General features: G+C 42.4%; 13 protein-coding genes. 8 read left to right on the forward strand and 5 right to left on the reverse strand.

Annotated features, from left to right (window positions below):
* Positions 1-53: 53 nt before the first annotated feature.
* From V7K56_RS14370 to V7K56_RS14400, 7 genes are all read left to right on the forward strand, one after another.
* Complete coding sequence (locus V7K56_RS14370; RefSeq protein WP_334911508.1) at positions 54-2789, forward strand: TonB-dependent siderophore receptor; 2736 nt, start codon at positions 54-56, stop codon at positions 2787-2789.
* A gap of 234 nt (positions 2790-3023) precedes the next feature.
* A complete protein-coding gene (locus tag V7K56_RS14375) occupies positions 3024-3206 on the forward strand; it encodes a hypothetical protein (RefSeq protein ID WP_334911510.1) in 183 nt (60 codons plus the stop codon).
* Complete coding sequence (locus V7K56_RS14380) at positions 3206-4204, forward strand: iron-siderophore ABC transporter substrate-binding protein (protein ID WP_334911512.1); 999 nt, start codon at positions 3206-3208, stop codon at positions 4202-4204. The genes V7K56_RS14375 and V7K56_RS14380 overlap by 1 nt, the downstream gene beginning before the upstream one ends.
* A 137-nt stretch (positions 4205-4341) precedes the next feature.
* The gene (locus V7K56_RS14385) at positions 4342-5361 is read left to right on the forward strand and encodes a FecCD family ABC transporter permease (RefSeq protein ID WP_334911514.1); all 1020 of its coding nucleotides are present in this window, start codon (positions 4342-4344) and stop codon (positions 5359-5361) included.
* Entirely contained in the window at positions 5358-6395 is a 1038-nt protein-coding gene (locus V7K56_RS14390) for a FecCD family ABC transporter permease (protein ID WP_334911516.1), read from the forward strand. The genes V7K56_RS14385 and V7K56_RS14390 overlap by 4 nt, the downstream gene beginning before the upstream one ends.
* Positions 6396-6898: 503 nt before the next feature.
* Complete coding sequence (locus tag V7K56_RS14395; RefSeq protein WP_334911518.1) at positions 6899-9601, forward strand: TonB-dependent siderophore receptor; 2703 nt, start codon at positions 6899-6901, stop codon at positions 9599-9601.
* A 357-nt stretch (positions 9602-9958) separates the two neighbouring features.
* Positions 9959-10141 carry a hypothetical protein gene (locus V7K56_RS14400; protein ID WP_334911520.1) on the forward strand — a complete coding sequence of 61 codons (183 nt, stop codon included), beginning with the start codon at positions 9959-9961 and terminating at the stop codon, positions 10139-10141.
* Between the two features lie 77 nt (positions 10142-10218).
* Here V7K56_RS14400 and V7K56_RS14405 read toward each other — a convergent pair whose 3' ends face one another.
* From V7K56_RS14405 to V7K56_RS14425, 5 genes are all read right to left on the reverse strand, one after another.
* Positions 10219-10611, reverse strand: a complete 393-nt coding sequence (locus V7K56_RS14405; protein ID WP_334911522.1) for an IS5/IS1182 family transposase — start codon at positions 10609-10611, stop codon at positions 10219-10221.
* Positions 10583-11704, reverse strand: a complete 1122-nt coding sequence (locus tag V7K56_RS14410; protein WP_334911524.1) for a TonB-dependent receptor plug domain-containing protein — start codon at positions 11702-11704, stop codon at positions 10583-10585. The genes V7K56_RS14405 and V7K56_RS14410 overlap by 29 nt, the downstream gene beginning before the upstream one ends.
* Before the next feature lie 232 nt (positions 11705-11936).
* Entirely contained in the window at positions 11937-12521 is a 585-nt protein-coding gene (locus V7K56_RS14415; protein ID WP_334911526.1) for a helix-turn-helix transcriptional regulator, read from the reverse strand.
* A gap of 20 nt (positions 12522-12541) precedes the next feature.
* Entirely contained in the window at positions 12542-12910 is a 369-nt protein-coding gene (locus V7K56_RS14420) for a hypothetical protein (RefSeq protein ID WP_334911528.1), read from the reverse strand.
* Between the two features lie 86 nt (positions 12911-12996).
* Positions 12997-13194 carry a hypothetical protein gene (locus V7K56_RS14425; protein ID WP_334911530.1) on the reverse strand — a complete coding sequence of 66 codons (198 nt, stop codon included), beginning with the start codon at positions 13192-13194 and terminating at the stop codon, positions 12997-12999.
* Positions 13195-13458: 264 nt separating this feature from the next.
* Here V7K56_RS14425 and V7K56_RS37100 point away from each other — a divergent pair, with 264 nt between their 5' ends.
* Complete coding sequence (locus tag V7K56_RS37100; RefSeq protein ID WP_442940042.1) at positions 13459-13524, forward strand: hypothetical protein; 66 nt, start codon at positions 13459-13461, stop codon at positions 13522-13524.
* Positions 13525-13535: the final 11 nt, after the last annotated feature.

Here is a 13535-nt window from a genome sequence, read left to right on the forward strand (position 1 = left end):
GTTTTACTTGCTAAAGTAAAGAATATTGGCACATAAATTGGTAGGAAAGTGGAATGAGCAATCATCAGGGTGTGTGCAATGGGTATTTGCTAAGTTTGGTAGCGAGTGTTTGCGTTGGTTTTGGTAGTAACCTAGTCAAGCAAGAGCTAACTCTTGCACAGTCCCCAATGAATAAAAAAGTGATGCCTGCGGGGGGCTACGCCTACGCATCAGTAGTTACAAAAACCTCTGTTCAATCTGCTTTAGTTACTAACTGGAAACGGAAGCGGGAGCAAACCCCCATATTAGAAGTTCGCCAACTCAATTCTATAAAACGTACCCTCAGCGACACATCACATGTATTGGGGGTTAACAAAGATCAGAACTTTATCGCTCAACTAAGTCAAGCCACAACCGATGTTGTGCCAGTTAGAGATGTGAAGGTGAATAAGACAGATAAAGGGATAGAGTTAATTTTAGTTACGCCCAATTCTGAGAAATTATCCGTTTCTGGGAAAACTGAAGGTAATTCCTACATAGTGAATATACCCAATGCTCAGTTGCAATTGGCGAATGGGGAGAGTTTTCAACAATCAAAGCCAGTTGCTGGAATTGCACTAATTACAGTAGCCAATGCAGACGCTAACACGCTGCGGGTGACAGTAGTTGGGGAAACGGGTGCGCCTGTGGTAGAGTTATTTGATAGTCAGAGTGAAGGTTTAGTGTTTGGGGTGACAAGTACTGCATCCACAACACAGCAGCCAACACCGACACCAGAGCAACAACCAATACCACAGAAGCAACCACCCATTGAGTTAGAGGTAATTGGGGCGCCGTCAGGAAGCTATAACGTTCCTGACGCGACTACAGCCACAAAAACACCAACGCCAGTACGCGACATTCCTCAGTCGATTCAAGTGGTTTCTCGGCAGAGTTGGCAGGCTCAAGGAGCCATTAACGCTATTGATGCTTTAAGAAGCGTCAGTGTTATCCAGGCTTTCAATTCGCCGAGCAATGGTGATGTCTTCACAATTAGGGGTTTTCAGACGAGTAACATCCTTCACAACGGTCTTAAGGACTATGTAGGAGGAGCTACAACGGGACAAACTCAACTCAACGACATTGAACAGATAGAGGTTCTAAGAGGACCTGCCTCTGTCCTTTACGGCCAAGGCAATCCAGGTGGCACGATTAATTTTATTACTAAGCAGCCCCTGAGTGAGCCTTACTTTGCTGCCAGTATGACTGTCGGTAGTTATAGTTTGTATCAACCAACTTTAGATATTTCTGGGCCTCTTAATTATCACAAAACGCTGCTTTATCGGTTAAATCTTTCTTACTTCAATACAGAAAGCTTTGTTGACTTTTTTAACTCCCAGCGTTATCTAATTGCGCCTATTGTTAGTTGGCAAATAGATCGTAATACAAAAGTGACTTTTGAAACAGAGTTCCGATACCAGCACCAGTTTCCGAGAACAGGGCTACCTGCTGCGGGAACTGTTTTGTCGAACCCAAACGGAAAGATTCCGCTCAGTCTTAACACATTGGATGTGAACGCCAAAAACGATACTAGCTCTGTTCTGTTGGGTTATAACTTGGAACATCGCTTTAATAATAACTGGCTCTGGGTGAATGCTTTTAAGGTTAGATTTGTTGGCTTTTTAAGAAATAGTGCCAATTCTGTTGCTCTACAACCTAATGGTTGGACTCTGAGACGCTCAGAGCAAACCGATATAGGAGGGCCAGGTGTGGATAACGAATATGCTCTAGACAATCATCTAACAGGTAAATTTAAAATCTGCGGTCTTCAGAATGAATTAGTCGCAGGCTTTGATTTGTACAGAGAGATCAATATTTACAATCGGACTATGAGTGCTATTGGTTCTATTGATATATTTAACCCCGTCTATAGTCAGCCAATTGGCGCTGTTACTTCTACACTTAATCAAAAAACGATCAATGATGACATCGGCCTTTATATTCAAGATTTAGTAACCCTTGCTCCTAACCTGAAGTTAGTCCTCGGCGGACGAGGAGATTTTGTCGAGAACAGCGTTACCAATTTTTTAAATGCAAATGCCAATCGAAGTCAATCAGACTTTGCATTTAGTCCTCGTGTAGGTCTTGTCTATCAACCTATCCAGCCCATCTCACTTTATGCCAGCTACAGTCAATCCTTCTCCCAAAATTCTGGAACCACGTTTGGGGGTAGTTTATTTAAACCCAGTACTAGCACTCAATACGAAGTGGGAGTCAAAAGTGATTTCCTCAGCGGCAGGCTATCTTCAACTCTTGCTTTATATCAACTGACTTTATCTAATGTTTTGACAACTGATCTAAATAATCCCACATTTAATGTCCAAACGGGGGAGCAACGTAGCCGAGGCATTGAACTCAATGTGACGGGGGAGATATTGCCAGGCTGGAATGTGATTGCCTCCTATGCTTACACGGATGCACAGGTGACAAAGGACAATGTATATGCTATCGGCAATCGACTGCCAAATGTCCCTTTCAATAGCGCGAGTTTATGGACGACTTATACTTTTTCCAAAAGTCGCCTGCAAGGATTAGGGTTTGGTTTGGGTTTGTTTTATGTGGGCGACCGGCAGGGAGATTTGAACAACGCGTTCAGTGTACCGAATTATTTACGTACTGATGCAGCTGTGTACTACCAAAGAGATCACCTTGGTATTGCTCTCAACTTCAAAAATCTGTTCAATGTTCAGTACTTCACCCCTCGAACTATCCAACTTGTTTATCCTGAAGATCCATTTACGGTGCAGGGGACAGTAAGTTGGAAGTTTTGACAGACCAGTAGTGGAATGACACGCTTGAAAAATTGATTATTTCCAAATTTTGATGTTTGAGAGTATTTATGTCTAATGATACCGATGTTGTTTGGATCAGTTCTAGTCATGTATTGCAGCGTTTTGATCGACCATTACTACAATACATATCGCAGTCTATGAATGTGGATCAGTGGGAATATCACCACGATAAAGATGAAATTAGTTTCATAGATGAAGCTGTAAATTTATTGGATGAGTATTTTGTCACAATCTTCTCATCCAGTACATTTAGCAGGTCATGGTGCGGGTAGTGCGATCGCCTTAACTTTTGCTCGTCGCTATCCCCAAAAGCGATCGCTCTATCATAACCTGTGTCTTCCTCACTGTTGTATATTATGCCTAAGTTTTGCTTTGTTGTGCTGCTTACGCTCCTAATGGTTTCTGCTTGCAGTTCCTTTGGTCGTCAATTACTGACTCGCAACATAGGTGTTGTTTCCTCAAGTCGAACATCACCTGTAGCTTTCCATGCAGTCCAACATTTAATGGGTCAAACTCTAATTCCTACTTATCCTCAACGAGTTGTCGTTTTAGACCCGTGGATTGTAGAAATACCTCTAGCTCTAGGATTCAACGTGGTAGGTGTTCCAGATCCGGCTAAAACTCTTCAAGGAATAGGATTAGCAAATAAACACCCTGATATTGAAGACATTGGTGCGCTTCTTACACCCAACACGGAGAAAGTCATGGCTGTTAAGCCAGACTTGATCTTAGGCACGAAGCGAAGCCAGGATACTTACAGTTTATGGTCTCATATTGCACCTACTATTTTGCTCAAAATAGAAAACAGTGGAGACTGGAAACAGCCATTTATGCCAGCAGCAAAAGCCTTGGGGAAAAGCGAGGTAGCACAACGCATAGTCGAGCAGTATAACGCACGCCTAGCTGAGTTCAAACAAAAGATGGGTTTCCAACTCAAAGAGACTGTAGTTTCCGTCGTGCGTCTCATGCCACAGACGATTAACCTGTTAACCAAGGGTGCATTTTCTGGAGTAATCGTAGAGGATGCTGGTCTAATCCGTCCTTTTTTGCAAAATCTAGATGCCATAGCAACTCAAAAGAAATGGGGCAGCCCCATCAGTTACAATATATCTTCAGAGATCCTGGCTCAGATAGATGGGAATGTTCTATTTATACCGCTCTTCGGCTTCAAAGACTCTACTCAAGCCAATAATGCTGTGCATCAATTCATAGCAGAACCTCTATGGTCAAAGCTTAAAGTTGTCAAGCAGGGTAAATTTCATGTAATTAATGGATTTTATTGGCAAGGTAGTAGCTATATATCAGCTAATCGAGTTCTTGATGATTTATTTACTTATATTTTGCAACCACTCCAAGAAACCAGGAGTAAACGAATAAAGACTACAAAAGCGTAACATCTCTTTTTTTGGCGCGATCGCAGGAGTTTTTAGTCATCTGTGAAAAATTTAGATAGCCTTAATTTTGTCAATTAGTAATTATACTTAAAACTTAGAAAAAGCAGAGATATGAAGTTAACTCTTGTTATAAATCCATGAACACAAATATTTCTCACCCTGAAAAATACTATATCCGCATTTTCAGCTTAGGCATAGGTATCTTAGTAGTATTGTTAGGTATTTTCGCCAGCATTTCTTACGGTGCTGCTGACATTCCCATTACCAAAATACTTACTGCATTCACTAACTATGATGACTCTAACGAACACATAATTATCCGGTCGATGCGCCTACCGCGTACACTGATTGCAAGTATGGTCGGTGCTAGTTTGGCCATAGCTGGGGCGTTAATGCAAGGACTTACTCAAAATCCCTTAGCCGCACCAGGAATTTTAGGGATCAATGCAGGTGCAGCCTTAGCAGTGGTGACAGTGGTTTTTGGCTTGGGTACATCTTCACCTGCCCTAATTACCCTTGTAGCATTTCTCGGAGCCTTAATCGCAGCCTTAACAGTTTACTCCCTCGGTTCACTTGGACAAGGAGGCTCAACACCATTGAATCTGACTATTGCTGGTGCAGCTTTAACTGCTTTGCTATCTTCAATTACCACAGGTGTATTAATTTTAAGCGATCGCACTTTAGAAGAAGTCCGCTTCTGGTTAGCAGGTTCCCTGGTCGGACGAGATTTCAATCTATTCCTGACTGTGTTGCCTTGGATGGTAGTAGGATTATTAACAGCTTTTGCCTTGAGTAGACAAATCAATGTCCTCAGTTTAGGAGAATCGGTGGCTACAGGCTTAGGTCAGCAAACAGGTTGGATCAAGTTGGCAACAGCATCGAGCGTTGTCATATTGGCGGGAAGCGCTGTAGCATTAGCAGGGCCTATAGGCTTTGTCGGTCTGCTAGTTCCCCATCTAGCGCGGGGAGTGATGGGTGTTGATTATCGTTGGATATTGCCTGGTGCAGCTGTGTTTGGTGCAGGTTTACTAGTATGGGCAGATTTAGCAGCCCGTTGGTTAATTAGACCCCAAGAATTGCCTGTTGGCGTGATGACAGCCCTCTTGGGAGCGCCCTTTTTGTTGTATTTAGTGCGTTGGCGGGTGAAAAGAGGATGATAACAATTCAAAATTCAAAATTCAAAATTCAAAATTTAATATTTAGCAAAGAGTCTGTAACTAGAGTATTGTTACTACTGCTATTACTCACGCTCGCAGTCTTGGGGATGAGCCTAAGTTTAGGAGATTATCCTGTGCCGCCAGCAGACATAGTGAGAGCTGTTCTTGGTTTACCAACACTTGACCCAGAATCTCACTTTGTTGTTATCACCCTGCGTTTACCTAGAGTTTTAATCTCCTGGTTGGTAGGAGTGGGCTTGGCAATTGCGGGTGCAATTTTACAAGGATTGACACGTAATCCTTTAGCTGACCCTGGTATTGTTGGGGTAAATGCAGGTGCAGCCTTAGCAGCGGTAACTTTGATTGTATTATTCCCGGCCGTACCCACTATGTATTTGCCCTTTGCTGCCTTTGGTGGTGCTTTTGTTGTGGGCTGTTTGATTTATTTACTAGCTGGCACGGGAGAAAAATCACCTCTGCGTTTAGTTTTAGTGGGAGTAGCACTCGCGGCAATTATGGGAGCTTTCACGACATTAATGTTGACTTTTGGTCAAATCAACGATGTTACTAGAGCATTGGTCTGGTTGGCGGGTAGTGTGGCTGGTAAAAGTTGGGAGCAACTTTGGCAACTGCTACCTTGGATAGTTGTCTTTGTTCCCTTGGCGTTACTCTTGGCGCGGCAACTGGATACTTTACAACTGGGTGACTTAGTAGCTAAAGGACTCGGTAGCCGAGTCACATGGCAGAGGAGCAAATTATTGTTAGTGAGTGTGGCGCTGGCTGGGTCAAGTGTGGCGATCGCAGGTACAATTGGCTTCGTGGGATTAATGGCTCCCCATTTAGCACGTAGACTTGTTGGGTCAATACATCAAAATTTACTGCCAGTTGCTGCCTTGGTCGGAGGATTGTTGGTAGCAGCAGCAGATTTTTTTGGTAGAACTTTATTTTCTCCGACACAATTGCCGTGCGGTTTGCTCACTGCTGCTTTGGGAGCGCCTTATTTTATCTATTTACTCTATCAAAGGCGGCGATGAAGCTATTGTTAAAATCGCCTTTTTGAATAAATTTGTACCGTGTTGGCAATAAGGCTCTCTAAAAGTATCATTCTTATCATGTGTAATTTTTAACCGTAGCATCACAGTATTGGAGAAGCTGATTCAGATTTTCAGCGATGCCTGCGGCAACCCTTCCAGAGAAAGCAATCCACCTTTTTAGAAGTTGCCTCCTCAACATACTGTAATTGTTGGTAATTTTTGACAAAACTGTCAAATTAATTACATTTCTTATATCTGTTTAGGTGATAATTTTAACTATTGATGCCTGCGGCAAAACCCCTTCTCCTGCGGAGACGCTACACGTAGCTTGCTTCCCCGTAGGGGTACGGGAACGCTTTCCATCTCTTTAATTAGGACTTACTTTATTCTTAATACCGTAATTGTTGGTAAACTTTTATAAATAAAATAGTTTGGCTAAATGTGAAACGGTTTGTCGCTAAACATCGGTGTAGTGTGGTGTATTTACCTGGAGTGTATCAGAAATGTTGATTAAATCGCGCGATGTATGTGTAGGGGTGGAAATAGTGTTAAGGCAAATATTAAAGATTCTTTTGGCTACAAGTTGTGTTTGGTTGTGGGTTGCAATTAGTGCAGCTGCTGAAGTGTCCTCTCAAGAAGTACAAAATAAAACTGCGTTTGCAAAAGTACTAGGCAATTCTAGAACGATTAGAGAGATTCCTCTCCTTAGTGAAATAGAACGTCCTACAAGCAGTGCTCAACATTTAGTACAGTCACCAACACCAACCAACTCCCTCCAGAATCAAGGTGAAGTAGTGCAAGTGACAGGAGTAAAAGCTAATCCCACTCCCCAAGGTGTGGAAATAATTTTACAAACTTTTGGTGGGCAACAGTTGCAACTGTTAAATCGCACTGCTGGCAATAGCTTTATTATTGACGTTCCCAACGCACAATTGCGTTTACCTAGTGGCGAAGCTTTCACATTCCGCTCAGAGAAACCAATTACGGGTCTTCGTGAAATAACAGTCACTAACTTTGATGCCAAGACTATCCGAGTTACGGTGACGGGTGAAGCGGGTGTACCAATTGTCGAGTTGTATGACAGTGCCAACGAAGGTCTGATCTTCAGTGTAGCTAGTACTGCACAAAGAGCGCAACAGGGGCAGCAACCTCAAAGACAACAACCACCAAAACAGCAGCCAGGGTTGCAGACACAACCAACTCAACCATCAGCTAGTGGTAATAAACCGATTGAGTTAGTGGTGACGGGCGAGCAGGATGGATACCGTGTACCAAATGCCTCTACTGCCACCAAAACCGATACACCCGTGCGTGACATTCCTGCCTCAATTCAAATAGTGCCCCGACAGGTATTACAAGACCAAAAAGCAGTGCGGCTACAGGATGCAGTGCAAAACGTCAGCGGCGTGACACAAGCAGGCAACTACGGGGGTACAGGAGCTGCTCGCTATATCATTCGTGGTTTTGAGCAGGATGGAAATTTTAGAAATGGATTCCGCGATGCCAATTTCTTCACATTATCAGAAATAGCAAACTTGGAACGGGTTGAGATACTCAAGGGACCAGCCTCAGTCCTTTTCGGTGAAGCTGAACCGGGTGGGATTATCAACCTTGTCACAAAGCAACCGCTAAGTGAACCTTATTACGCTGCTGACTTCACCGCCGGAAGCTACAGTTTTTATCGTCCCACATTCGATATCTCTGGTCCACTGAATGCAGACAAAACTCTGTTATATCGCTTGAATGTTGCTTACCAAAACTCCGGGAGTTTTCGTGACTTTGTTGACACCGAACGTATCTTCATCGCACCATCTCTAACCTGGAAAATCGATACCAACACAACATTAAACTTTGATTTTGAGTATTTAAACAATAATACCCAATTTGATCGAGGCATCGTCGCTATTGGTAACAGACCTGCCCCAATTCCGATTAGTCGCTTCTTAGGGGTTCCAGGAGAAAATGATTCAAAAACCACAGCTTACAGAGCTGGCTATAGATTAGAACATCAGTTTAGTAAAAATTGGCAGCTTCGCAATGCCCTTTCCATTACTATAAACAAAATAAATGATTTCCGCGCAGAACCAGGGGACTTGATCGACGATCGGTTCTTGGATAGGAATTTTACAAATGCTAAACTTGAAACTGACAACTACAGTCTCCAAACAGAGGTCATAGGAAAGTTTGCAACCGGGTCAATTATTCACCAACCGCTTTTGGGAATAGAGCTAAACCGAAGCGAAGGTCCGGTAACTTTTAGTAGAGGTATTTTGTCACCTATCGATATTTTTAGTCCGGTCAATAATAGCGTTATCCCTACCAATCCTTTAACAACTTTTGTTAATATACAAAATCGCACTGATAGATTAGGGATTTATCTTCAAGATCAGATTACCCTACTGGATAATTTGAAGCTGCTAGTCGGAGGGCGTTTCGATTTTACCGAGCAGAAAAGTGACAATTTCCTTGCCTCAACTAGCACCAGTCAATCTGACCAAGCCTTCAGCCCTCGGGTTGGTCTTGTCTACCAGCCGATACCAGCAATTTCTCTCTACGCTAGCTACAGCAGTTCTTTCGTTCCTAACATTGGTACTTCAGTTAATGGTTCTACATTTGATCCTGCCCAAGGTACACAATACGAGGTGGGTGTTAAAGCCGATTTGAGTAACCGACTGTCTGCAACCCTGGCTGCTTACCAGATTACAAAAACTAACGTCTTGACCACCGATCCCAACAATCCTGATTTTTCCATTCTGACCGGGGAGCAACGTAGTCGGGGCGTTGAGCTAGATATCGCTGGCGAAATCCTGACCGGTTGGAAAATTATTGCCTCTTACGCTTATACCGATGCCCAAATCACCAAAGACAATGAATATCCAGTTGGGAATTTGTTGGGCAGCGTTGCTAAGAATACTGTTAGTCTATGGACAACCTATGAAATCCAACGTGGGAGTTTACAAGGTTTGGGATTTGGATTGGGACTGTATTATGTGGGCGATAGACAGGGCGATTTAGATAACAGTTTTGTGTTGCCCAGCTACTTCCGCACGGATGCAGCACTTTATTACAAACGCAACAACTGGAAATTTGCGCTCAATATCAAGAATCTCTTCGATCAGAAATACTACGAAAGTAGCCAGGACAGAAATATCATCTATCCTGGTGCGCCATTGACAGTGTTGGGCACAATTTCGTGGGAGTTTTAGTGCCTGCGGTAGGCAGGGCAAACGCATCTAAATATTGACGAGCCTGAATCAGGGTGAAAGACACCAAGATTCAACCACATAAGGCTTTGGTGGAAATTAAATCTCAATAATTCTGGAAATGATAATCATAGGGATTTATTTTATTTATAGTTGTAGCAACTTGTAGGATTATCTATGTCATTTTTAAATCTTTTTTAGTTTTTATTAGTAAATAAGATGCGTTCGCCCTGGCAATGACGCTCGTACCCCTACGGGGAAGCAAGCTACGCGTAGCGTCTCCGACAGGAGAAGACTCGCTACCGCTTCGCTAACGCAACCGACGGAAACCGGAGCCACTGCGGTGAAGCAGCCCCCATCTTGGCGGTTTCCGTCGATAGCGCAGCGTTAGCGAGTCATCGAGCGTCTGGGGGACTGCTGAACCCGAAGGGTGGAAGGGTTTCCCGGCATAAAGCAAGTGGCGTCCAGGACTGCGACTGCCTCACCGCTATGCCTCTAAGCATTTGTGATAGTTTTGAAGCTGGCGATCGCGTAGCCAATTAGTCATAAATAAAAACATTTTACCAAAAATGTTGGTAAAATGTAGTGCTAGATACAATCTTATAGAACCCATTTGATATCTATGCCTGAGCTAACCGCTTGAGCATGAGTCGGATAAAACATAGATTGAGTTTGGCAGTCGCATGGACGAGTGTTCGCTCAAAGTTCTTGACCAAACTCTTACATCGCTCCATCCAAGCATTAGAGCGTTCAATTACCCAACGAGTGGCGATCGGCACAAACCCCGTTTTGCCGATCGCCACTTTTTCGGCTTTTGTGGGTTTGGGTGCCAGTTGGAATCGGATCTTGGTCATAATCTGAGGGTAGAGTGCTTGCAGAGCAGCGATGATTTTGTCTGGGTGATAGCCGTGGTCAAGCAGAATCGTAATTTTTGGGATATTCACAGGCTTGGCACGAAAATAGTCTAAGTTCTGGCTCAAGAGTTCAATTAAGCCATGGTCTATAAAAATCATAACTCCCAGATGTAAACTCTACATTATAGTAAGGTTCACTTAGGGGCTGTTTTGTTACATAGTTAACTGTACCTCCGGGACTACCTTGACCATAAAGTACAGCAGCAGGGCCTCGTAGTACTTCAATTCGCTCAAGATTAGTAAGGTCTCCGCCACCAGGATTGGTTAAGTTAGATACAGGTTCCGGCAGACCATTTCTTAAAATATTAGTTGTCTGAAATCCTCGAATAGTAAACACATCTCTGACGCGTGAAGGTAAGCCAGCTTGTATAACCCCAACATTTCTAAGCGCATCAATCGGACGAAGTGCTTGCTGATCCTCAATTAGCTGTCTAGGTATTACTTGAACGGATTGAGGAATGTCCCGTATTAGAGTATCTGTACGCGTTCCAACACTCGTATTAGGAACCTTATAACCTGTATCTGGTGGGGCTGTCACTTCTAACTCAATCGGTGGTTGCTTCTGGTCATTTGCAGGTAGTTTTTGCTCTGGCGTTAGTGCAGGTTGCTGCACTGTTGAACCAGTACTTGTGACTCCAAACACCAAACCCTCACTCTGACTATCAAACAACTGCACATTTGGTGTTGCTGTTTCCCCAGTCACAATCATGCGCAGGATGTTAAGCTGTTCCAAATTTGCCACTGTAATTAGTGCAATTCCCGCCACTGGCTTTGTTGAGCGGAAACTCTCCCCACTTGCTAGTTGTAACTTGGCATTGGGAATATTTGCAATGTAAGAATTGCCCTCTATTTTTGGTGAAACTGACAACTCAACAGAGTTAGCCGTAACTAAAATTAACTCTATCCCTTTATCTGTGGTGTTCACTTTTACATCCGTTACTGACACCACATCTGTAGTTGCTTGACTAAGCTGGGAAACTTGATTTTTATCTCTGGGTGTTCTCAACAAATATGTCGCACTGGTTTTGGCAGATTGCAATTTAGTTAATGAGGAAATATCACTGTTGACTTCACCTGAAAGTGCTTCATATTTTTTAGATAACGGTTGTTCAGAATAAGCTGGATTAGCTATAGTAACTGAGAAAATCGGTATTAACCAGCAAATAGCAGAATAAAGCAGCTTAACTAACATTTTTAAAGACTCCAATTAAGACACCACACTAAAATCTGTTCAAAGAGTATTAAGGATTGAAGCACCTTCCACGTTTTTCAATTTCGTTACCTAATCCCTAATCTCCAGTACTCTTCAGTAACAAAGTTGGTAAAAACCTACATTAATACCAACCTGTAATTTTAGAAGAATACAATTTTTACAATAGTCAAGTCTTATTCGAGCCGGACTTTTTTTATTCCAAACGGACTTTTTATCTGTGACAAGACTTGGGAGTGATGCCAAACTTCTTACGAAAGGCATTGCTAAACGAGGGTAAGCTAGCATAACCTACCTTCTGTGCCACTTCTGTGATATTCATGTGACCTTGAATGAGCAAATTGTGTGCCAGTTCCATACGATAATTGTGCAGATAGCCAAATACCGTAGTCCCAAAAACAGAACGGAAGCCAAGTTTGAGCTTGCGATCGTTTAACCCCACTTGCCGTGCTAGTTGTATGAGAGAGGGTGGATTATCATGATTTTTTAATAAAATTTCTTTAGCATGATAAACGCAGTCGATTTCTGATGGTCTGAGTGGATAAACCTCTAAAAAACCTTGGAAAATTTGCGTTTCTTGTTCTATCACTAATGCTGTCAATTCCCAAACCTTGCTTTCAAGGTAGACTCGCTTAGTCACACCTTGGTAAGGACATTGAAGAATTTGCTGTAGTACTACTTGCATCACTGGAGTTTGAGTACCATAGCGTTCATAGGTTGATTGATCCGAGCGTTTAACAAGATGACGCAATTCTTTTGAAAGTTCTCCAGATGCATCTCCTGCAAAAGAGCGAAACATCTCTGGTTTTATATGAATAGCTACTGTTCTTCTTGCATTAACTCCTCCTCTAGACGAGCACATTCAGAGGCCATACCACTGCCGCTCAAGAAGTATTCTCCAGTCTGATATGGCATGTTCTTAGATGGAGAATGCACCATAATATAGAATTGAAATTCTAAAAAATGCTCTCTATCAGGATATTCTAAAATCACTGATTTATGTTGCTGATAATTGTAGATGTCTAAAAATATGCAATCTCGTAACTTAATATGTCGGTGATACCCTTGTGCAAGTATGGTTGGATATTTAAAGGTAATGTCAAACTCATTTAATCTATCATTCTGCTGTATTGGCTCTACTTCATATAAGACTTTCCAATAATCTGCTAGGGAAAAGATTAGTGTCATCGCAACAATAACTTACCATGAATTGAAAAGAAAATAGGTTACAGAAAAAGGGCAACAATAAAAGCGATCGCAATTTTTCAATTACTCTAGTTAAGAATTGAACCACAAGGGCTAGATACTTGTGTGACTGGAATTCCATATTTGGCGGTAAAATTCTTAGAGATTTTTCTAAAGGCAGTTTTCAAACCGCCAGCATTGTACAAGGTAACAGCCCAAACTTGAATAGGAAGCGTGACACCAAACACACCAGTAATCAGTGGTATGGCAAATAAATACTTTCTCATGACTTTTTATACTAAAGTCTCTACTACTACAAGGTTACGAATATCATATTATTAAGCCTGCGATTCGTAGCGATCGCTACTATTTTCCAACTATTTTGGTAAAAATTCTAGAGTACTTTAAAAAATAAAATGAGTACAGTAAATTTGGTAATTACTGCTCTAGCTGGGGTAAGTGTGGCGATGCCTACGGCGATACAATTGGCTTCGTTGGATTAATGGCTCCCCATTTGGCACTTATTTTCTCCAACAGAATTACCCTATGGTTTGCTAACTGCTGCTTTGGGAGCGCCTTATTTTATTTATCTGTTGTATCAAAGGTGGAAGCGTTAAGGGAAAAATCT

The sequence above is a fragment of the Nostoc sp. genome (assembly GCF_036917535.1).
Classification (GTDB): domain Bacteria; phylum Cyanobacteriota; class Cyanobacteriia; order Cyanobacteriales; family Nostocaceae; genus Nostoc.

Coding starts and splice junctions, on each gene's coding strand:
- V7K56_RS14370 (WP_334911508.1), top strand. CDS start 54: ATGAGCAATCATCAGGGTGTGTGCAATGGGTATTTGCTAAGTTTGGTA.
- V7K56_RS14375 (WP_334911510.1), top strand. CDS start 3,024: ATGAGTATTTTGTCACAATCTTCTCATCCAGTACATTTAGCAGGTCAT.
- V7K56_RS14380 (WP_334911512.1), top strand. CDS start 3,206: ATGGTTTCTGCTTGCAGTTCCTTTGGTCGTCAATTACTGACTCGCAAC.
- V7K56_RS14385 (WP_334911514.1), top strand. CDS start 4,342: ATGAACACAAATATTTCTCACCCTGAAAAATACTATATCCGCATTTTC.
- V7K56_RS14390 (WP_334911516.1), top strand. CDS start 5,358: ATGATAACAATTCAAAATTCAAAATTCAAAATTCAAAATTTAATATTT.
- V7K56_RS14395 (WP_334911518.1), top strand. CDS start 6,899: ATGTTGATTAAATCGCGCGATGTATGTGTAGGGGTGGAAATAGTGTTA.
- V7K56_RS14405 (WP_334911522.1), bottom strand. CDS start 10,611: ATGATTTTTATAGACCATGGCTTAATTGAACTCTTGAGCCAGAACTTA.
- V7K56_RS14410 (WP_334911524.1), bottom strand. CDS start 11,704: ATGTTAGTTAAGCTGCTTTATTCTGCTATTTGCTGGTTAATACCGATT.
- V7K56_RS14415 (WP_334911526.1), bottom strand. CDS start 12,521: ATGTTTCGCTCTTTTGCAGGAGATGCATCTGGAGAACTTTCAAAAGAA.
- V7K56_RS14420 (WP_334911528.1), bottom strand. CDS start 12,910: ATGACACTAATCTTTTCCCTAGCAGATTATTGGAAAGTCTTATATGAA.
- V7K56_RS14425 (WP_334911530.1), bottom strand. CDS start 13,194: ATGAGAAAGTATTTATTTGCCATACCACTGATTACTGGTGTGTTTGGT.